Origin of the sequence: Aeromonas sp. QDB20 (assembly GCF_027707805.1) — a bacterium.
Classification (GTDB): Bacteria; Pseudomonadota; Gammaproteobacteria; order Enterobacterales; family Aeromonadaceae; genus Aeromonas; species Aeromonas dhakensis.
This window is the reverse complement of record NZ_JAPCJC010000013.1, coordinates 1-20,047: the sequence shown is the minus strand read 5'-3', so window position 1 is coordinate 20,047 and position 20,047 is coordinate 1. Positions and strand designations below refer to the sequence as shown.

The 20,047-nt window shown below is 59.1% G+C and carries 15 protein-coding genes; 1 reads left to right on the top strand and 14 read right to left on the bottom strand.

Annotation, left to right across the window (positions count from 1 at the left end; translation table 11 throughout):
* Window positions 1-28: 28 nt before the first annotated feature.
* The 5 genes from PG897_RS15200 to PG897_RS15180 form a co-directional block, all read right to left on the bottom strand.
* Window positions 29-1,129, bottom strand: a complete 1,101-nt coding sequence (locus PG897_RS15200) for a dihydrolipoamide acetyltransferase family protein (protein WP_017778578.1) — start codon at window positions 1,127-1,129, stop codon at window positions 29-31.
* Window positions 1,126-2,112: an alpha-ketoacid dehydrogenase subunit beta gene (locus tag PG897_RS15195; protein ID WP_005302805.1), complete on the bottom strand. Its 987-nt coding sequence runs from the start codon at window positions 2,110-2,112 to the stop codon at window positions 1,126-1,128. Before PG897_RS15195 ends, PG897_RS15200 begins: the two co-directional genes overlap by 4 nt.
* Window positions 2,109-3,200, bottom strand: a complete 1,092-nt coding sequence (gene pdhA / locus PG897_RS15190) for a pyruvate dehydrogenase (acetyl-transferring) E1 component subunit alpha (RefSeq protein ID WP_017782312.1) — start codon at window positions 3,198-3,200, stop codon at window positions 2,109-2,111. Before pdhA ends, PG897_RS15195 begins: the two co-directional genes overlap by 4 nt.
* A gap of 280 nt (window positions 3,201-3,480) precedes the next feature.
* The gene (gene astE / locus PG897_RS15185) at window positions 3,481-4,506 is read right to left on the bottom strand and encodes a succinylglutamate desuccinylase (protein WP_270829188.1); all 1,026 of its coding nucleotides are present in this window, start codon (window positions 4,504-4,506) and stop codon (window positions 3,481-3,483) included.
* 283 nt (window positions 4,507-4,789) lie between these two features.
* Complete coding sequence (locus PG897_RS15180) at window positions 4,790-4,999, bottom strand: DUF1127 domain-containing protein (RefSeq protein WP_005302810.1); 210 nt, start codon at window positions 4,997-4,999, stop codon at window positions 4,790-4,792.
* Between the two features lie 504 nt (window positions 5,000-5,503).
* Between PG897_RS15180 and PG897_RS15175 the strand changes: the two genes are divergently transcribed.
* Window positions 5,504-6,397 carry a DNA replication terminus site-binding protein gene (locus PG897_RS15175; RefSeq protein ID WP_010633447.1) on the top strand — a complete coding sequence of 298 codons (894 nt, stop codon included), beginning with the start codon at window positions 5,504-5,506 and terminating at the stop codon, window positions 6,395-6,397.
* 114 nt (window positions 6,398-6,511) lie between these two features.
* On the opposite strand, the gene PG897_RS15170 is transcribed toward PG897_RS15175, so the two are convergent.
* The 9 genes from PG897_RS15170 to PG897_RS15130 form a co-directional block, all read right to left on the bottom strand.
* On the bottom strand, window positions 6,512-10,351 hold the full coding sequence (locus PG897_RS15170; RefSeq protein ID WP_270829187.1) for a DEAD/DEAH box helicase: 3,840 nt from the start codon (window positions 10,349-10,351) through the stop codon (window positions 6,512-6,514).
* 223 nt (window positions 10,352-10,574) lie between these two features.
* Complete coding sequence (locus PG897_RS15165; RefSeq protein WP_270829186.1) at window positions 10,575-11,228, bottom strand: YceH family protein; 654 nt, start codon at window positions 11,226-11,228, stop codon at window positions 10,575-10,577.
* Between the two features lie 132 nt (window positions 11,229-11,360).
* Entirely contained in the window at window positions 11,361-13,091 is a 1,731-nt protein-coding gene (locus PG897_RS15160) for a PglL family O-oligosaccharyltransferase (RefSeq protein WP_270829185.1), read from the bottom strand.
* Between the two features lie 92 nt (window positions 13,092-13,183).
* Window positions 13,184-15,247 carry a YjbH domain-containing protein gene (locus PG897_RS15155; protein WP_270829184.1) on the bottom strand — a complete coding sequence of 688 codons (2,064 nt, stop codon included), beginning with the start codon at window positions 15,245-15,247 and terminating at the stop codon, window positions 13,184-13,186.
* A gap of 17 nt (window positions 15,248-15,264) precedes the next feature.
* Window positions 15,265-16,023: a capsule biosynthesis GfcC family protein gene (locus tag PG897_RS15150; protein WP_270829183.1), complete on the bottom strand. Its 759-nt coding sequence runs from the start codon at window positions 16,021-16,023 to the stop codon at window positions 15,265-15,267.
* Window positions 16,020-16,640 carry a YjbF family lipoprotein gene (locus PG897_RS15145; protein ID WP_201889382.1) on the bottom strand — a complete coding sequence of 207 codons (621 nt, stop codon included), beginning with the start codon at window positions 16,638-16,640 and terminating at the stop codon, window positions 16,020-16,022. Before PG897_RS15145 ends, PG897_RS15150 begins: the two co-directional genes overlap by 4 nt.
* Before the next feature lie 119 nt (window positions 16,641-16,759).
* Window positions 16,760-17,020, bottom strand: a complete 261-nt coding sequence (locus PG897_RS15140; protein ID WP_168756570.1) for a hypothetical protein — start codon at window positions 17,018-17,020, stop codon at window positions 16,760-16,762.
* 147 nt (window positions 17,021-17,167) lie between these two features.
* Complete coding sequence (locus PG897_RS15135; RefSeq protein WP_270829182.1) at window positions 17,168-19,342, bottom strand: polysaccharide biosynthesis tyrosine autokinase; 2,175 nt, start codon at window positions 19,340-19,342, stop codon at window positions 17,168-17,170.
* Between the two features lie 62 nt (window positions 19,343-19,404).
* Window positions 19,405-19,833: an arsenate reductase/protein-tyrosine-phosphatase family protein gene (locus PG897_RS15130; protein WP_076361316.1), complete on the bottom strand. Its 429-nt coding sequence runs from the start codon at window positions 19,831-19,833 to the stop codon at window positions 19,405-19,407.
* Window positions 19,834-20,047: the final 214 nt, after the last annotated feature.

Here is a 20,047-nt window from a genome sequence, read left to right as displayed (position 1 = left end):
TGTGCCCTGCCACGGCAGGGCACAAACGTTACAGCGTAGGTGCTTCCAGTGCTTGAACCAGGGCTTTGAGGAAGCGTGCCGCCTCGCCGCCGGTGCAGGCTCTGTGGTCGAATGTCATCGACAGTGGCAGCGCTCTGACCGGGCGCGCCTCCCCATGAATGAACACCACCTTCTCGAACAACTTGCCCGCGCCAATGATGGCCACCTGGGGCGGCGTCACGATCGGGCTGGCATAGCGGCCCGCGATGGCGCCGAAGTTGGTGAGGGTGATGGTCGCCCCCTGCAGCATCTCGCGCGGTACGGCGCGCGCCTTCACGTCGGCGATCATGCGATCCAGCCCCTGGCGCAGATCAGCCCCTTCCCGCTCGGCCACGTTCTCCATTACCGGCACGTAGAGCCCATGCTTGGAATCCACCGCAATAGCCACGTTGACCTCCCTGAACAGCCGTCTTGACAGGGTGTCGCCGTCAAACCAGGCATTCATGGAGGGCTCGGCCCGACAAGCCACGCCGATAGCCTTGATGAGACGCACCGTGACGTCTTCATCGGGACGCCAGTGGCGCAAGTCCACCTCGTCGGTGATGCTGACCGGTACCACCGTCTGGTGCGAGAGCTCCATCGCCTTGGCCATGGCCCGGCGCGAGCCCTTGAGGAACTCGTTGCCGCTGCTCTGCTGGGCCTCGAACGCCTGCTGCACGTCCTGCTCGGTGACCATGCCGGCACTGCCGCTGCCCTTGATCCGCTCGATGTCGAGCCCCAGTTTCTGGGCCAGCAGGCGCACCGCCGGCATGGCCTGCACCAGGGCGCCGCCGGGGGCGATGGCGCCCACCACGAAGTGATCCTCGATATGCTGCTGATGGGCGTTGACCTTGCCGACCACGGTGCCGTCATCCTCGCCGCCTTCGAACTCCACCAGCGGTGCACCTATGTGCAGAATGTCCCCCTCGGCACCACACAGCCTGGCAATGACCCCCGCTACCGGCGAAGGAACATCCACCAGCGCCTTGGCCGTCTCTACTGACAACAACACCTGGTCGACACTCACTGTATCGCCGGCGCTGACCTTCCATTCGACGATCTCGGCTTCGGCCAAGCCTTCACCCAGATCCGGTAATTTGAAAAATTTCATAGCCACTGGTTCTCCATCAGCTGATGAGCCGCATCGGCAATGTCCTGCTCGGTGATGAGGTAATACTCTTCGTTGCGGTAGTAGGGGACGGCGGCGTCCACCCCGGTGAGCCGTCTGGGCGGTGCCTTGAGGGAGGTGAGCGCCTCCTCGGTGACCCGTGCCACGATTTCGGCGCCGACTCCGAAGCTGCCGCACGCCTCGTGCACCACCAAGAGGCGACCGGTCTTGCGCACCGATGCCAGTATGCTCTCCATGTCCAGCGGCTTGATGGTGGCCAGATCCAGCACCTCGCACTGAATGTCCTGTTCCGCCAGCAGGTTCGCTGCCCGCATCACCTCCTGGATGCAGGCCCCCCAGGCGACGACCGTGAGGTCGCGGCCGGGACGCAGGGTGAAGCAGACATCCAGCGGCAGGCCGATGCCGTCATCCACCACGTCGGACTTCATGGAGCGATAGATGCGATCGGGCTCGAAGAACATCACGGGATCCGGGTCACGGATAGCCGACAGCAGCAAGCCATATGCCCGCTTCGGGCTGGAGGGGATCACCACCCGCAGCCCGGGAATGTGGGCAAACAGGGCTTCCACGCTCTCGCTGTGGTGCTCGGGGGAGTGAATGCCGGCGCCGTAGGGGGAACGGTAGACGATGGGGCAGGTGATGCGGCCCCGGGTGCGATTGCGCATCCGCGCCGCCTGGCAGATGATCTGCTCCATGCCCGGGAAGATGAACCCCTGAAACTGGAATTCGGCCACGGGTTTGAGCCCCTGAGTGGCCATGCCGACCGCCACCCCGGCGATCAGCCCCTCGGCCAGCGGCGTGTCGATCACCCGCTTGAAGCCGAACTTGTCGCGCAGGCCCACGGTGGCGCGAAACACCCCGCCGTTGACCCCCACATCCTCGCCGAGCACCACCACATCCGGGTCCCGCTCCATCTCGTGATGCAACGCCAGATTGACGGCCTCGAGCAACGTCATATCACTCATGCTTCCTCCCCGCTGTGCTGCTGCATGCCCTTGGCGATGATGCGCTGGCGCTGCGTGCGGTAATCCTTCGGCAACTCGGCAAACTGATAGTCGAGCAGGGTTTCCGGGGCCTGCGCCGCGGTTCCTTCATAGACGGCCACGGCGCGCTCGACCTCGCGGGCCGCCTCGGCCAGCAGTGCCTGCTCCTGCTGCTCGTCCCACCAGCCCTGTTCAAACATGAACTGACGCAGCCGCTTGACCGGCTCCTTGGCCCAGGCGGCTTCCACCTCGGCCGCTTCCCGATAGCGGGTCGCATCGTCGGCCGTGGTGTGATCCCCCAGCCGATAGCTGACCGCTTCGATCAGGGTCGGCCCCTTGCCGCTACGGGCACGTTCGACGGCGCTGCGGGTGGCCTCATAAACGGCGACCACGTCGTTGCCATCCACCTGGATGCTGCGCACACCGGCCCCTATGCCCTTCTGGGCCAGGGTGGGGGCGCTCGACTGCAGCTTGCGCGGCACCGAGATGGCCCACTGGTTGTTGTTGATGATCATCACCATGGGCAGGTGCCATACGCCGGCACAGTTGAGCCCCTCCAGGAAGTCCCCCTTGGAGGTGCCACCATCGCCGATGGTCACCACGGCGACCCTGGGTTGATTGCGCAGTTTGAAGGCCGCGGCGATGCCGGCGGCATGGGTGATCTGGGTGGCGATGGGCACGCAGATGGGCAGATCCTCGGAGAGTTCGCCATCCGCCTTGTAAAAGACGCTGCCACGCTCGTCCCCGCCCCAGTACTGCAGGTTTTTCTCCATGGGCACGCCCCGCACATAGAGGGTGGGCATGTCCCGGTAGTAGGGCACGTAGACATCCTGCGGCTGCATGGCGAGCCCGACGCCTATTCCGACCGCTTCGGCCCCCAGATGGGAGGGAAACGTGCCGAGCTTGCCGGTTCGCTGCAGCGCGATCGCTTTCTTGTCATAACTGCGCACCATCACCATGTTTCGGTAGAAGGTGTGCAGCATCGCCTTGTCCAGCCAGGTCGGTAGTGTGGCGACCGGGCGCCCTTCCTCATCGAGGTAACGAAGGAAAGGGATGTCGACATGGGTCATAACTGGCTCCTTGCCGTTGTCAACGTCACCACCATGAGGTGACCCTTTGAATGTAAATAGATTGTTAACCAAAGGGCAATGAGATTTAGCCAGGTAAGACCAGTAGAAACTTCTTTAATTTCAGAAAGAAGCTGGATTTTTCGGCTGAAAGAAAACGAAACAGGGAGCCACGTCGGGCTCCCTGTCAGGGCGGAGCGGGAGCTCCTGGGGCTCCCGCTCCGAGCTGCACGGCCGGCAAGGCCGGCGGCAGCCTGAGATTGTCATCAGGGGTAGCGCCGGGTTACTCCCACAGCCGGGTCGGCACCACCAGCAACACGGTGCGCTGGCCGATAGCCACGTTGGCGTTGGGGAACACCACCGCCTCCCGCGGTTTCTCTACCATGTAGCGCAGTTCGCCATCCTCGGCCAGCACGAAACCCTGGGGAAATTCGGTGAAATTGTCCACATCGCTGGCAAACAGGAAACGAAACTGCTCCGAGCGTTTGTTGATCACCCGATCGATGGCAAAGATGGTGAAGTCATCCGCTCGCCAGGGCTCCAGCTCCACCTCATCCCGGGTCACCAGATCCTGCAGCGCCTGCCGGGTTTCGATGAAACGGGTCATGTCGTTCTCGCCGAACGGGCGCACCTTGCCCAACTCCACCGTGAAGGCGTGAGCGCCATGGTGATGGGAGCTGTAATAGCTGAAGGTGGTGGTGGGGCCGCTGGAGAGCAGAATGGTGCGCACGCCGCAGGCACCGAGAAACTGTACCTGCTCCTTGCAGTGAGGCCGCTCGTGGGGGAAGGGGTAGACGGCAAACTTCTCATGGCGCGAACCGCGAATGGCGGTGTGCAAGTCGTAGTGGTAGCGGGGTCTGGCCGGATCGGCGAAGAAGCGGCTCACATACTGCTCGAGGCGCATGGCGCGGATCCGCTCCTGGTTGCACAGCCCCTCCCCCTTGCTGTGGGCACCGGAGAAGAGCCGGTTCATGTTCTCCTCCACTTCCCGCACGCCCAGGTTCATGGCCGCCGGGTTGCCGAACAGGAACAGTACCCGGTGACGGGCCCTGAGCTCGCCGCAGAGCAGGCGGCTCAGCAACTGGTTGCAGATCTCGATGGGGGCCGTCTCGTTGCCGTGGATGCCGCAGGAGAGCACGATATCCTTGCGCCCACCCGGTTGATCACCGGCCCCGGAGGCGGGCTCGAGGCAGAGCACGCCGGTATCCCAGACACTCACCCTGTCGCCATTGGCCAACGCATAGGAAAAGGGCTCAAGCTGCCACTCGTGGCGGCGGGTCAGGGCCAAAAAGTCATGCTGGGGAATCATCCATCTCACCCTTTTGTCAGGAACGCTATGGGCGGATTATACGCAAGGCGCTTCGGCTTAAAATCAATTTTTAAACAAATTCAAACAGTAATGTTACAAGTTTGAGCGGGAGCAGGATCGGGGCGTGGGAAACAGAGAGAGGTCGGCACAGAGCCGCGAGGGAAGAACTGGGGTAAGGCGATCAGCGTGAAGCAGCTGATGAACAGGGCAATCCATCAACCCGTGACGGCGGAGGTCTGCGACCGTGGATCAGCAAAAAAACGAGGCATCCTTGCCCGGCAGATCAACCGCGCCAGAACGGCTTGGTGGTCTCTTGATAACGATCGGCTTCGTTCAGACCGATGTCCTTGAGCAGGTATTCGGGCAGCTCGGAGAGCTGGCGACGGCTGCGGCTACGTTCCAGCCAGGTCAGTACGGTCATTTTGACGCGGGCAACCAGATTCAGTTGGCTGGAATGCTGGTAACCGGCGGCGGTATAAGTCATGTTGGCCATGATATGGCTCCTCTGTAGGGTGTCTGCGCGGGTGCAAATTTGTTGCGCAAAGCTTAGTCAGGGGGTATGGCCGACTCAATTGACGAATTTTGATAGCAGACATTAGTAAAACTAATGGTTGATGTCCGTGGTGAGATAAACATAAGATACTGATTATAAAAGACTAACAAACCTTTTCTGGGCCTGATGAAAGGCTGCAGCATATTCTCCTGCATGGCTCCCTTCTAACTATGCAGTTTCCTCTGCTGGCTATGCACTCCCGTCCTTGGCAAAAAGCAGGGTCAACCGGCTGTTTACATTCAATTGTTAATGAAGAGATCTTTCATTGATCTTCAATTAACACATTGATACACCACAGTTACCTTCCAGTGACCCATCGCCTTGCCCGCCTCTCGCTCCCACTTGGCACGCATACACAGGGCTGATATGGTTATTTATACAGTACCTTTACCGCCTTGCCGTTTCCCGCCCCAAGGGCCGGCAAGGGCGACACAGGATATGCCGATGGAGACATTCACCCCCACCGCCGCCTTGCGCCAACAGATGGAGCGGCTCGAAGAGGCGCTGGCCAGACTGGCGGATCAATTGACGCAGCTGGAGCTGCTGGAAGCCCACGTCTATCCCCTGCCCGCCGTCGCGCAGGGAGAGGAGCACGAGCCCATCGACACCATCACTGTGGGCTACCTCGATGGTGAAGAGGCGCTGGCCGCCACCCTGGCCGCCTATCGGGATCACAGTGCCCGCGCCGGCTGCTCCACCAAGGCCACCCATCGCCTGCCGGGCTGGCTGCGCTTGCCCGCCGCCAGCGCCCCGCTACTGCGACCGCTGATCGACGAGATCAATGAGTGCAAGCTCACCTTCAAGGCCCTGGTACAGCAGGCGGGCAGCCGGGACGAGAAGTTCGAGCTGGTGCACAGGGCGCTGCCCGGGGTCATCACCCTGCAGGTCTATCGCAAACTGACCCTGCTGGAGGGTGACCTGCATTCGCTGGGCTTTACCTGGGCCGACAAGCAGAGCATCAACCGCCTCAGCCGCGAGCAGGTGCTGGAGATGCTGGAGCGCAGCCGCCGCTATGTCCCGGCGCTGTCGGACAACGAGGAGTGGAGCAAGATGGTGGATCAGGAGGTCTACGATATCCGCCGCCTGCCGGCGGATGCAGAGCTTCGGATCCGCCGCCCGGTCAAGACCCACCCCATGATCAACCTGCTCTGGCTGGATCGAGAACCTCGCAAGCAGCAGATCAAGGCAAGCCTGCCACTGCTGCTCTGCTCGGACAGCCAGCCGGCCGTCACCCATCTGGGCCACTACCCGCCCAAGCTGCGCCAGGCCAGGCGGGATCGCAAGATTGGCGGCGAGCCCGTCATAGAGCGGCTCCACCTCTACCTCTATCAGGGCTAAGGGGCCCTTGCCCACCAGGCACAACCCACTCACCTCACAACCCGTATCACCCAACAACAAGGGGGAGCATCACAGGATGCCCCCCCTTGTTTCTTGCGCCGTGTCAGACCTTCGTCAGCTCATCAGCAGGGCCCGCAGGCTCTCCACATCCAGCCCGCGCACTTCCGACTGGCCGCTCAGCAGGCCATCGGCCAGCGCCCGCTTCTCGTCGTGCAGGGCGACAATTTTCTCCTCCACCGTCTGCTCGCACACCAGGCGATAGACGGTCACCGGCTGGGTCTGCCCCATGCGGTGGGCCCGGTCGCTCGCCTGATCCTCCACCGCCGGGTTCCACCAGGGGTCGAGGTGCAACACGGTATCGGCCTGGGTGAGGTTGAGCCCTGTGCCCCCCGCCTTGAGGCTGATGAGAAACAGCGGCACCGCTTCGTGGCGAAAGCGCAGGATGGAATCCTGCCGCGCCTTGGCCGAGCAGCCACCATCCAGATAGCAATAATCCCACTGCCGCTGCTCGATGCGGGTGCGCAGCAGGCTCAGCAGATCGACGAACTGGCTGAACACCAGCACCCGATGACCGCCGTCGATGGCCTCCTCCAGCAGCGCCATCGCCTCGTCCAGCTTGCTGCTGGCCTCGGCCCACTCCGGCATCACCAGCTGGGGCGAGCAGCAGAGCCGGCGCAGCCGGGTCAGGCCGCTCAGCACGTGCATCAGGGCGCGGCCATCGGCACTTTGCACCTGCTGCACCACTTCGCGCCGGGTCGCCTCGTAGAGCTGGCGCTCCGCCGGGGAGAGGCTGATGTGGTGGATGATCTCGGTCTTGTCCGGCAGCTCGGTCAGTACCTGGTGCTTGAGCCGGCGCAGGATGAAGGGGCTGATCACCGCCCGCAGCAGCGCCATGTGCTGAGGATCCTTGACCGCTTTGCCAAAGCGGCGCTTGAACTCGCCGAGGCTACCCAGCAGCCCCGGGTTGATGAAGGTGAACAGGCTCCACAGCTCCCCCAGATGGTTCTCGATGGGGGTGCCGGAGAGGGCGAGCCGAAAATCACCGTCGAGCTGGAACAGCAGCTTGGCCCGCTGGGTACCGGCGTTTTTGATCTGCTGTGCCTCATCCAGCACCATGCTGGACCAGCGCCGCGACTTGAGCGCCTCCGCCAGGCTGCCGAGCATGCCGTAGTTGAGCAGGATGATCTGCCCCGCCCTGGCCTCGCGCACCATCCCCTCCCGCTCGGCGGGGTTGTCGAACACCACCACCTCCAGCTCGGGGGCGAAGCGGGCCACCTCCTCCTGCCAGTTGGTGACCACTGACTTGGGTACCACCACCAGGGCCGGCCCCAGATGCTGGCGCATGCGCAGCACGATGAGGGCCTGCAATGTCTTGCCCAGCCCCATGTCATCGGCCAGACAGGCACCGAAACCGTGATGGGCCAGGGTCGCCAGCCAGCGCACCCCCTCCTTCTGATAGTCCCGCAGCGGCCCCATCAACTCGTCCGGGCACGCCACCTCCTGTTGCCACTCCTGCTGAAGGTTCTGCCAGGCGGCATCCCCCTCGGTGGTGATGACGGAGAGCAGCCGGGTGAGCGGATAGGCCAGCTTGTTGTTGATGCGCTGCTCGTCATCCAGCATGGCCCCCAGCATGGTGAGCCGCTCCACCAGCTTGTCGCTCAGCATCAGGCTGGTCTTCTCGTCGAGCTGGACGGTGCGCTGGCCCGGCGTCAGCTGGCGCAGGATCAGGCGCAAATCGAGGATCTGGTGCTCATCGAGGGAGAGGGCCCCCTCCACCTGGAACCAGTCCTGACGCCGCTCGATACGCAGGCTCAGCGCCGCCTCATCGAGGCTCTTCAAACGCGCGCTGTCCTGATGCCAGTGAATGACCACGCCGGCATCCACCAGCTCCGGCAAGGCGTTGACCAGCGCCAGTGCCTGCTCCCCTTCGAGCCGCCATTCGCTGCCCGGCAGCTCGATGGGCAGCTGGTTGCGCAGCAGCTGGGCCTCGCCCCGCTCGGCCGCCAGATCCCGCTGCCAATAGTGATAATCCTTGATCCCCTGGCGCACGATGGTCTCTCCCTTGCCAAGGGGCAGCGGCGGCAGCTCCTCGAAGCGGGTTACCAGCCTGACCGCCAGCTGGCCATCCTGCCAGTCGAGCTGCACCGAGGCCACACCGGGCCAGGGCGTCAGCTCGGCGTTGCCGTGCAGCCCCGCCACCTGGCTGTGCCAGGGCAGATCCGGGATGGCATCCAGGGTGCGTTGCAACTCAGACAGTCCCTCGGCCGGCAGGTCTGGAATGGCCTCCAGCGCCGGCAGGCGATCCTGCAGGGCCTGGGGGGTGAGGATGAGCTGCCACAGATCCTGCGCCAGCGGCAGTATATGTGCCCCTCGTGCGGCTGCAGCCGGGCTCAACACGGCCCCCATGCCCTGCTCGGTGGCCACGATCTGCAGCAGTGGCGCCGTGATGGCGAGCTGCAGCTTCTGCCCTCTGGCATTGAACAAACGGGAGTGGTTGGCCAGCGGCGCCCACACCTCGCGCGGCAGCCGCCCCATGTTGCGCGGCAGGGTACGCACCAGCGCCCAGTCCTCTTCGTCGAGCAGGGCGGCGTACTGGGTGGAGAGCAGGGCAGGATCGACCCGGCGACCGGCGGTCCACTCCCCCTTGGTGCTCTGTTTCTGGATCTTGCACTCGAGCTCGGGCCCTTCGGCGTGAAGCAGCCAGACCAGCCGCTCCTGCGGTTTGCGCACGCCGCTGGAGCGGCCCAGTCCCTGCAGCCAGTTGAGCCAGCTGGCCGAGGCGGGAGCCTTCTCCTCATCTTCAGACGCACTCCCCTGCTCATCCGGCCCGGCGGCCCGCAACTGCTGCAGCGGGGCGCGTTCTGCCCCCTGCCCCAGCAGCAGGCGCAGCAGATCCTGGCAGAAGGCCATCAAGCGGTGACGGGGCGCGGCCTCCAGCACGTGGGAGAGATCCCACTTGTGCAGGATGGCCACCTGGGGACTCTGCTCGCCGTGCCGGGCCAGCGCACAGAGATCGAGCCAGAGGTAACCCCAATGGAGCTCCTCCAGCGGCAGTTGCAGGGTGTCGAACAGCCCGACCGCCTGGCCGTGGCGCTCCCCTGCCCACTGTCCCAGCAGATCGGCCAGCAGGGGGAACTGATTGGCCAAAGTGCGCAACCACTTCTTGCGCTGCTCGCTGGCCAGCACGGGATCCGCCTGCTGCAACCAGCCCAGCCAGAGCAGGGCACTGAAGGTGGCAGGCCACTGGCCCGCGCCCGTCACGCCCGCTGACACCTGCCAGGCCCCCAGCGCAGCCAGCAGGCGCTCGGCCAGCGGCTGCTCGTCTTCCTGCTCCGCCAACTGCTGCAGGGCGGGCCAGTGAGTGGTCGCTTCCCCGCTCGACTCACCGCAGAGCCATTGCCACTCGGCGGCAAAGCCCTCGGTCAGACCGGACAGCTCGGGCGCACAGTGCTGGGCAAGCGGGGTGAGCGGCCACTGCGGTTGTGGCTCTGCATCGAGCAGGGTCTGCAGGGCGAAGTGCTGCATCAGCAACCGCTGCCACTGCGGGCTCGAGCCGGCCAGCAGCAGCTGGGCGTCGGGCAGATCGAGCAGACTCAGCAGGTCGGCCGCCAGATAGTAAGCGGGTACTTGCCCGGCCTCCCCCAGACAGAGCTCGCGCACCAGCGCCTGGGCCATCTCCTGACCGGTGACCGACGGCACCCGTGCCCAGTTCGGCATGGGGCAGTCGCCGCGGCGTACCGCCAGGATGAGTGCCAGCGTCCCCTCCGCCGTCAGGCTCCACTGCTGCTCCCCGCGCTGGCGAACCAGCCCCTGCTGCTGCAACTGACCGAGCCGATCCGGCAGGGCCTGTCCAGATGGCAGTTGTTCTTGCAAATAGCGGGTACTGGCGGTGCGCTGCAACTGCAGCTCGCCAAGCAGGGCATAACAATCTGAAGAGAGAGTGGACGCAGACATCGAGACTCACGGGCCGGTGCAAAAGCGGAATTTTAACGGGAAAGCGACTGCGGCTCGACCCTTAAGCGCGAAATAACGCAAAAAAGCTGGCGCCTGCTGGTCGGGCCGACCATGACGACGGGACGCAGACAACCCGTCATTGCCGCCCCCGCAGCCCTGACGGGGAAACACAGACATAAAAAAAGGCGCCGTAGCGCCTCTTGGAAAAGATCTTGTTCTGACGTCAGCCTTCCAGCCGGGCCAGACGCTCGGCCAGCGCCTGCAGCTGCGCCTTGAGGCTCTCGACTTCTTCCTCCAGCGCCGTCAGTCGATCCGCCGCGGGCGAGGCATAGTTGCCGGCGGGGGTCGCCTCGGCCAACGCCTGCAGATCCACCTCGCCGCTGAACAGGTGGGCGTAACGGGACTCTCGCTTGCCCGGCTCGCGCGGCAGCTTGACCACATAGGGGCCACGCTCGATGAGGGTCGCCAGCACCGCATCCACCTCGGTCACGTCATCGAAGCTGCACAGCCGGTTGGTGCGTGAGCGCAGTTCACCCGGCGTCTGCGGGCCGCGCAGCAGCAGCTCGCAGATAATGCCGAGCTCCTGGGCGGTGAACTTCAGCTCGCCAAACTCGGTGTTGCAGAAGCGGTGTTGGTAACGGGGCACCCGGGCGTTGAAACCGGCGGTATTGACCACCAGCCGCTTGCGGATCAGCTCATCCACCACGGCCCGGATGTCGAGCTCGGACAGCTCGAGCACCGGCTCGCGGTTGCTCTTCTGGTTGCAGGCGTTGACCAGCGCATTGAGAGAGAGGGGGTATTGATCCGGGGTGCAGATCTCTTTTTCGATCAGACAGCCGATCACGCGGGCCTCCAACGGGCCAAGCACTAACTCCATTTCATACTCCCTACTAAGCAAGACGTTGAGGCCACTATCTTAGCCATGGCGCCTCTGCCGTCCAGCAGTGGCCGCCATTTTTGCGAGGCGATGGGGCAGTTGATGAAACATCGCGCAATCGCCCCGCCACCGTCAGGAGGATGGCTTGCGCTCCAGCGCCGTGGCCACGGATTTGGCGGCCGTGCCGGTCAGCAAGGGATCTGCCGGATAGAGTGCCAGCGCTTCGCTGCGCAGGGCCCGCGCCTCCTCCTTGCGTCCCAGTGCATCCAGCGCGATCACCATGTTGGCGTAGATATTGGCCCTCGGCGTGTGGCGCACGAAGGCTTGCCCCCACTCTAGATAGGCCTCCAGCTCCGCCTTGTTGTTGCTCTGGAGGCCCACCGTCAGCCGCACCGAATTGACGTCAAACTCCACCCGGGTCAACCAGGCCATGGGATTGATGACATCCAGCAGCAGGGTCGGCTCCTTGTAGCCGCCGCGCTCGTACTTGGTCACCACCCAGGCGGTGTGCAGCGCCGTCAACATGAAGGGCACCACCAGCAGGGGGATGGCAATGGCCGCGAAACGCAATAACAGCCAGGGGCGGTAGACATGCTCGCGCCAGCTGGCGCATCCCGCCTCAAGCAGCCCCTCCTCCACTTCCGCGTCCAGCACATACACCAGCATCAGCAAGGCCCACCAGAGCGCGATGGCGTGGTAGAGCGGGTATTCGGTCTGGGTATGCAGCAGGATCGGGGTCACCAGTGCCAGCAGGGCTGTGCCCTTGCGCCAGCCGGCCCGGCTCGCCCGCCACAGCAGGGCAACGCCCATCAACAGCATGCCCAGCATGGGGGCTATCCCCCCCTCTACCGCCCAGTAGAGGAACTCGTTGTGGGGGTGATCGAGGTTGTATTCGATCTGCACCATGGCCGGGTTCAACGCCTTGTCGGCCATGTAGTGATGGAGGAAGGTGGTTTCAAAGCTGCCATAGCCCCAGCCCACCCAGGGAGACTGGGCAATCAGCTGGGCGGCATAAGGCCAGTAGATGGAGCGCATGCCGCCCGACTGATAGACCTCCAGCCCACGCCTGAGGCCGTCAATCCAGTATTGGGAGGCAACCCCCAGCAAAATGCCGAGCGCGACCAGCGCCAGTACCCTGGCCAGCAGACGATGACGACACAGATCGGGCACCAGCAGGAGCAGCGCCAGCAAGCCCCCCAACTGCCCCACCCGAGATTGCAGCACCACCAACAGCAGGCTGGCAGCCAGGATCACCCCGTAGCGCAACCCACTCAGCCAGACATGGGGATTGCCACGCAGCTCCAGCCAGCTGGCCAGCACAAGTCCGGTCGCCATGAAACTGGCCATCACATTGGGTTGCTGAAAGATGCCGTAGGGGCGGTTGGCATGGGTGTCATAGCCGATCCAGTTGCCCGGCACCAGCAGGTAGTACTGCACCAGGCCCAGCAGCGCCTCGATGGCCACCGCCCCCAGCAGCAGATAGAGCAGCCGATCACGGGATACCCGCACCAACTGCCACTGATAGAGACAGAACAGAAACAGCAGACCGGCGAACAGCCCCAGCAAACGGGGAATGGCATAGTCTTTCAGTTCAAAGCCGGGATAGGCCATAGGCAGCAGCAACAACAATCCCCCGAGCCAGAGCCAGCCCTGCAACGAGGAGAACACCAGCCGCTGCTGCAAGGTCACTCGGCACAGCCCCAACCCGATGACCAGACTGGCGAAGATCCAGCCCCAGGCGTTGAACGGCAGATAGAGCCCAGCCCCACCGGGGTTGTGCATGAAAAAATGCATGCCCAGCAGCCAGTACAAGACGAATAACCCACAACAAGTTCTCTGGGTCAGATCAGGAAAGCGCACCATGAAACCTCTTCCATGCACCAAAGCAAAAAAAGCCGCGATAGCAGAACACTATCACGGCTTGTTGTCTTTACGAATGAGGGCAATAGCCTTTGTTACAGCGGCAAACGCTCCGTCAGATCATAGAGCGATTGACTACAATTGAGCATCTGGCCTCCATCCCTTGTCAGCGGAACCCAACCAATGGTGCCCTTGGATGTAGTCGGACGAATCAGCATCAGATCGAAAGGTATGGTCACATAGATACCTTTGGTAAAGCTGCCCTCACCATATTCATCTGCCGACACATCTGTCAGAGTTGCATAGGCCCCCATGACAATGCCTGAGTCGAATCGCTTCGAAAAATCGAATGTCGCGCCGACATCTCCAGCCAGGTAGCGACCAACAGCAACCTTCGCGGTGACACCTTCCAAGAAAGGCAATTGCCAATAGCCAGTCACATGACCGGTAACCACATCGTAGTCGGCCATCTTGAGGGTATTATTCCAGTCTCGTTGTTTCACCCAGTTGCCGTCTACCCCTAATGCCCATGACTGCCCGAAAGGCCGATACAATAGCTCACCGCCAGCACCGGCATACATCATCTCAAGGTACCCGCCATAAACCTGGCCATACCAATCCTGGCTGAATTGATCCAGATGAGTCAGCTGCAGGTTATTCAACAAAATATTGGATGAATCGACATACTCTCGGATCCACGTTCTGACACGGGGCAACTTGTCCGCATCTGCCGGAGGAGTCTTGTAGTTAAACTCATCAAAGTTATTGGTCACGTTGAAAAACAGTGTGCCTTGCAGCCAGTTCTTATCGGAAAGACGTAGCTCACTGTTGGCATTGACGCCGACTTGATACATGTAAAATGACTCGGGTCCACCAAAAGACTGGGTCAGGCTTGGGTCAAATGAATAAGAAAAACGCTCGGCATCAGACTGATAACGTACATCTCCCATCAGTGGTTCCGGTGCTTGCTTATGGCTTTTGACCGACGTCTCATCCCCCAAAATCGGAGGCATATTGGCCTCTCGCACGGAGTCGAGGTCAATTACTGTCTCTTGCAGTGTAAGATTGCGCTGACGTTCAATTACTTTCAACTCCGTCACTGAAGCAGGTAATTGATTGGCCGCAATCACTGCCGTACGTTCAAGCGTTTCTTGAGGGTCTCTGTATTTATATTGTTGACCTGACAGAGACACAGTGTTTTGATGCTGAGTGATTGTGGACTCTTGCCAACCCGCATTTCGGTCAAATTGATCCGCCATTGCAGCCCAGTCGACGGCAGTATCCTCAGCTGGCACCCTGTTTTCCATATAGACAGGACGAGGCTCATCCAAATGGTTCTGCCGCAAATCATTGAAGTTGGTCCGCAATGTCACCCCCCACATCAGAGTATTTCCTCTCTGATAGCTAAGATGAGTATCCATATAATCGAATACACGATAGACCACACCAACATTGATCGGAGATGACTGAGTTACCTTTCCCGAAAACTCATTACTATAGTCGTTACCATCATATTCAAGTTTCAGTCTCAGTGGCTGCCATGGCGTTTGGTATTCCACCCCACCAAACAGAGCCGAGTTTCCATGAAACATATTCCCTGTTTCAAATTTACCACCACCACCGGAATAAGAACCATCACGCCCACACCAGTCGTCTTTCCAACGGCAGAATGGGTTGGTGATATTTCCACTTTCGCCCATATTGCCCCACCCCATTCCTAGAGTGAAGTCGAAAGGGCCGTAACGTTTACTGGCAACAACATACTCACTGTCAAATAACCCGGTCCCCATCAAGTCTCGAAATCCGAGTGATACTGTGGGTAGCCAGGTAGATTCTTGCATCAAACGAAACTTGAAATCGATGCCTTTATCTTTGTAAGTTTGATCACCACTAAAACCAGGTGAAGAACTATATAGTCTGGTTCTTACATCAGTATAACGCAGGGTTGCTTCAAACCATTCAAAAGGCTGTACAGAAACAGACCAACGACGATATTGTTCATTGTCAAAATAGTTGGCGCTGAACTCACCCTCTTTTGCCATTCTGGCAGTAGGCATTTGCAGCAGGCCAACGCCCCCAAAATCACTTTGTGAGGGGCCCAGTGGCTCAAAGATATCCGCATTGGCGTTGGCTGCATGACATACCAACAGGGCAATCAAGGAAACTCTTGGGTACATCATTTTGGCATCCGGTTAGCAAACAATGTCAGAATTCGTTCATTCAAGTTTTGATACTGCTTGGGAAGTACGTCAGGCGAGAATCCCACGAAAAGTGTTGCCCCCGGCATCGCTTCAACATGTCGTTCATTCCAAATCGCAACAGGAAACCAATCATATTTTCCACTGGGGGATACAAGATATACCCCGGCAGGATCTCCCCCTTCCAATATATCTTTTCTTTTCCAATACTCACGCAATCCAGCACCAGGCAGGAGAGGAACGTCACCGATTTGTTTTACCAAACCGGCGATCTGTACCTCAGGATGGCGAGGGGCAAGATACAACTGATAATGGCCTTTCAATATATGAGCATCAACACCAGAACGCGCTTGATTTACATCAGGGTCTACAGACACATCAAAGCGGCCGGTTAACTCAAGCTGCTGCAATTGCTGCAACAATTGCAGAGTAGAAGATGCCAGCGATGGCTCTCCCATGTCAGACCATATTTTGGATAATACGGTCAAGTCAGCCAATAATACTTGACGCTGATGCTCGAGCTCTTGCTGACGTGCCGGCGTTGATATTTGTCCGACCGGCCAATAAGGGTCATATGACAAGATAGCAGGATCTCTCAGCGCACTGCTTAGCGTTATCTGCTTGGCATAATGAAGGTCTTTTACTGGCTGACCTTTCCACCATATGGATATAGTCGCATCAGCCCACGCAGGGTTAGTTACTAAAATAGAGATGAGAAATATATTTATAATTTTCATGATGAGTAGGGCTTGAGAAAAGTCATTTCAATGACAGGAAGGGAAGGGCCTAATTGTTGCTTGAGTTTGCGAACTTGGCCGGAATGCTCATCAATCCAAAAATAATTATTCCATTGCACCTCACTGGGAGACGCAGTCACAGACTCTTCTATAATAGTTGTTGTATATGGTTTATCAATCACTTCTAACACTTCATTACCAACGTGACGGTAATGCATACTCAAGGGATAACCACTGGTATATTTTTGTGACCACTCGGCCACACTGTACCACACCATGGATGGCAGTTTATCCAGACGTGCAATTCTTAAGGGATCTTGATCCAGATGTCCGAGATAACGTAAATCATTCGGCAAGCCAATTGTTTTGACCAAGCGGCCATGTTCTGTGATGAACATCACCCCATCAGCACTCATCCATGACAAGCGATCGCCATTGACATAAGCCAATACAACCAAAGCTTGTGGCAGATCGCCGACTTTGATGTAGGCGCTTGCATAAGGAAGCTGTCTGAGTTGCGTAGACGTCAGCACAATCTCATTTTCTTTATGAAAGACATAACCCAGGGTTTCTATTGTCTGATTCGTTGAGGTACTACAACCAGTCAGCAACAACATGCCCGCCCAGGCTAGTACTCGTGGGGGCAGAAAAGAACGGTACGATATCACGCGCGAATAACCATCCATGAAAAGAGAATAAAAGATAAGGCTGCTCGGTTAGAGCAGCCTTATTGGACTTATTTGGTCGAAGTGGTTGTGCTGGTGTTGTTGTTGCGGCTATTGGATTCAGATACAGCTACAGCGGTTACCAGTGCGGCAGCCGCACCGACAGCAACAGCAGTAGTGGTGACACCTGCAGCCGCTGCGGCTGCACCAGTACCGGCAGCACCACCGGCAGCACCACCGGCAGCACCCTCTACAACTACAGCTTCCTCTGCAGCCATCACATTAGCGGAAACAGCCAGCAAAGCAGCCAGAGCAAATGCAGTCTTCTTCATACTATCTTCCTTTTTGTTGATACATCTAAACCTTATCACTGAGACATCAATTTTCTCAGACACCCGTAGTATTACCCAAACGAAACATCAATTAAACCACGATTACTGTGCGGTGTCTCTTAAGACCCAGATGTGCTCCAAGAAAAGTCAGGCTTTCGTCTTGTCGCCATAACTGTATTGATAATACCCATAATTTCCATAGTAACTGCTCGCTTTCTTCTCGACGGCATTGAGCAATATACCCTTGATCGAGACACCATTTTGCTCAAAACGACGAATAGCCACTTCCACCTCTTTGACCGCCGTCTTGGCGAAGCGGGCAACCAGCAAAGATGCCCCGACATGCTGGCCAACAATGGCGGCATCGGTGACCGCCAGGATGGGAGGGGAGTCAACGATGACAAAATCGTAGTGCTCGCTCGCCCAATCCAGCAGCGCTTTGAAACGCGGATGCATCAGCAGTTCTGAAGGATTGGGTGGTACAGCGCCACGGCAGACAAAATCAAGGCCGTCAAACCCGGTCTGACTCACTACCTGCGTCAAATCGGTCTGACCCGCCAGATAGGAGCTCAAGCCACTCCCCATCTCCTGGCCCATCACCTTCTGCATATAGCCTTTGCGCAAGTCGGCATCGATAACCAGCACCTTCTTGCCGCCCAGAGCCAACGTGGCAGCGAAGTTAGTCGATACGAAGGTTTTGCCAAGACCCGGGCCGGGGCCCGAGATCATCACTATGTTGTTTTTGGCTTCCATCATGGCGAAGTGGAGGCTGGTTCGCAGACTACGTAGCGACTCCATAGCCAAGTCAGCAGGGTTACGTGCGGCCAATAGCGCTTCATTAAGCGGCATAGCATGACGACGTTTTTTCTGTTGCTGCTCGATCGTGGCCTGCTCGCTGGAATAGGGAATAGTGGCATAAACAGAAAGCCCCATCTCCTCCAGCTGCTCCGGACTCTCCACGCCTCGGTGGAAGGCGGCACGCACCAGGATCAACCCCACTGACAACATGCCACCCAGCAGGGTCGCCAGAACAACGATCAACGGTTTCTTCGGCTTGACCGCTTTCGTCTCAACGGCGGCATCATCGATGATCCGCACATTGCCGATGGTACCCGCCTTCATGATATTGAGCTCCTGCTGCTTGTTGAGCAGCTGGACGAAGATCTCCTGACCGACCTGCACATCACGGGTCAGACGCAAAATCTCCTGCTGGGTTTTTGGCAGACGCTTGATCGACTTGTTGATCGCATTTTTGGTATTCATCAAGGTCTGGCGCTTTTCCATCAGAGCGATGTAAGCGGGGTGCTGGCGAGTATAGAGCTGCTGCAACTCGGCCTCCCGGAAAGTCAACTCATTGAGCTGCTTCTCGAGGCCTACCATGGTATCCAGTGCGGCCTTGGCTTCCAGCGACAGATCGACCGACTCATTCTGCTGACGATACAGATTCAATTGCTCTTCAGAACGATTCAGATCCTCTTTGACCTGAGGCAGATGGGTTTGCAAAAAGTCCAGGCTCTTCTGGGCCTCTTCGGTCTTGCGCACCACATTTTGTTGCAGATAGTTCTGGCTGATGTTGTCAAGCACAGCACGAATACGGCCCTTGTCTTCCCCTTCCAACGCCAGGGAGATGATCCCGGTGTTTTTACCCTTTTCGCTGACCTGAAGATCACGCTGCAACTCGGCGATCACATCCAGCGCCGGTTGTTTGACCAGCGTGAAGACCTGCCCCTCATCGGCAGCCACATCAGACAACAGCAAGGCGACACCATCTTTCTCAAGCAGCTCTCCAACCCGCCCTTCCAGCACCCGCCCCTCAACCTCCAGGGTAAAGTGCTTGTCTGCGTCGACAGTCAGCGTTAGCGGTGTTCCCAACAATTCAGGCGCCACTTCAAAGCGGCTCACAGCCATCTTGGGATAGGGATGTCCCATCAGTCGTGACATACCACGACCAATCAGCGGGAAGAAATCAGGGGTTACAACGGTATCGAGATGAAGCTCTTGCACCGTGCGGCCGAGGACCATACGAGAAGTCAGCAACTCAATCTCGGCGGCAGCATCGGGTTGCTCACCGCCCAATACATCGGCCATATCCCCAAGCAGTGCAGCACCACTGGCTTTTTTCTCCACCTGCAGCAAGGCGTTTGCCTTGAAAACAGGGGTCGCCAGCAGGGCATACGCAACACCAAGCACCATAAACAGCGCGGTGATCGTTACAATCCACCAACGCCCATCGATCAGATAGCCCAACAGGCGTCCCAGATCGATCTCGTCATTCTCCACCGCAGCACTGCTCTGCCGGGATGAAACAGAAGAAGTCGTCATTCAACACAATCCATTTTTATTGTCAGATACCACATGCACACAATCAGTGATGGTGGGTGTCGTTACAGTTTTTTTGCCCAACCATCGGCGCTACGCACCAATAGCTGGTAAACATGTTCGTAAGCTTCCCGGCTCAGACGATAGGGATCGGGCACTTCGCTCTCCCCCTGCCAGTGGCCAAACAGCATGGTTTTGCCACGTGCCCCAGGGTCAATGGCCGTCACGGCAGAGATATGCCCTTTCTCCATCACCAGGATCAAATCGGCATCCTGGCAGAGTTCACGGGTCAGTTGGCGCGCCGAGTGCCCATCAAGAGAGAGCCCATTCTGCTGTGCCACCTCGCTCGCGACCTTGTCGGCCGGCTTGTCAACCAAGGCACTGACCCCGGCAGAACTCACCTGACGGCCGGGCAAACGCTCGCGAAGCAATCGTTCACCGGTTGGGGAGCGGCAAATATTGCCCACACACACCACAAGAATTTTTTCAAACATATCGCTGTCGCTCTTCTAAATAAAATCTGCAGCCACCGGCCCCCAATACCTGCATTTCTCCGAAAGGAGATAGGCAGGTAAAGAAAATCGCCCCCGCCTCCCTTCCCCATTCATTACCGTATGAAGATAACAAACAACGCGAATTCAACTTCGAAGTGCGACACTCGCCTATGCCGCCTGACGGTACTCTTCGAATACCTTGACAGGCTGCCTG

What these genes read in the sequence shown, in the direction of transcription:
- PG897_RS15200 (WP_017778578.1), bottom strand. Translation starts at nt 1,129, where the DNA reads ATGAAATTTTTCAAATTACCGGATCTGGGTGAAGGCTTGGCCGAAGCC.
- PG897_RS15130 (WP_076361316.1), bottom strand. Translation starts at nt 19,833, where the DNA reads ATGTTTGAAAAAATTCTTGTGGTGTGTGTGGGCAATATTTGCCGCTCC.
- pdhA (WP_017782312.1), bottom strand. Translation starts at nt 3,200, where the DNA reads ATGACCCATGTCGACATCCCTTTCCTTCGTTACCTCGATGAGGAAGGG.
- PG897_RS15180 (WP_005302810.1), bottom strand. Translation starts at nt 4,999, where the DNA reads ATGGCCAACATGACTTATACCGCCGCCGGTTACCAGCATTCCAGCCAA.
- PG897_RS15175 (WP_010633447.1), top strand. Translation starts at nt 5,504, where the DNA reads ATGGAGACATTCACCCCCACCGCCGCCTTGCGCCAACAGATGGAGCGG.
- PG897_RS15165 (WP_270829186.1), bottom strand. Translation starts at nt 11,228, where the DNA reads ATGGAGTTAGTGCTTGGCCCGTTGGAGGCCCGCGTGATCGGCTGTCTG.
- PG897_RS15140 (WP_168756570.1), bottom strand. Translation starts at nt 17,020, where the DNA reads ATGAAGAAGACTGCATTTGCTCTGGCTGCTTTGCTGGCTGTTTCCGCT.
- astE (WP_270829188.1), bottom strand. Translation starts at nt 4,506, where the DNA reads ATGATTCCCCAGCATGACTTTTTGGCCCTGACCCGCCGCCACGAGTGG.
- PG897_RS15195 (WP_005302805.1), bottom strand. Translation starts at nt 2,112, where the DNA reads ATGAGTGATATGACGTTGCTCGAGGCCGTCAATCTGGCGTTGCATCAC.
- PG897_RS15150 (WP_270829183.1), bottom strand. Translation starts at nt 16,023, where the DNA reads ATGAAAATTATAAATATATTTCTCATCTCTATTTTAGTAACTAACCCT.
- PG897_RS15145 (WP_201889382.1), bottom strand. Translation starts at nt 16,640, where the DNA reads ATGTTGTTGCTGACTGGTTGTAGTACCTCAACGAATCAGACAATAGAA.
- PG897_RS15170 (WP_270829187.1), bottom strand. Translation starts at nt 10,351, where the DNA reads ATGTCTGCGTCCACTCTCTCTTCAGATTGTTATGCCCTGCTTGGCGAG.
- PG897_RS15135 (WP_270829182.1), bottom strand. Translation starts at nt 19,342, where the DNA reads ATGACGACTTCTTCTGTTTCATCCCGGCAGAGCAGTGCTGCGGTGGAG.
- PG897_RS15160 (WP_270829185.1), bottom strand. Translation starts at nt 13,091, where the DNA reads ATGGTGCGCTTTCCTGATCTGACCCAGAGAACTTGTTGTGGGTTATTC.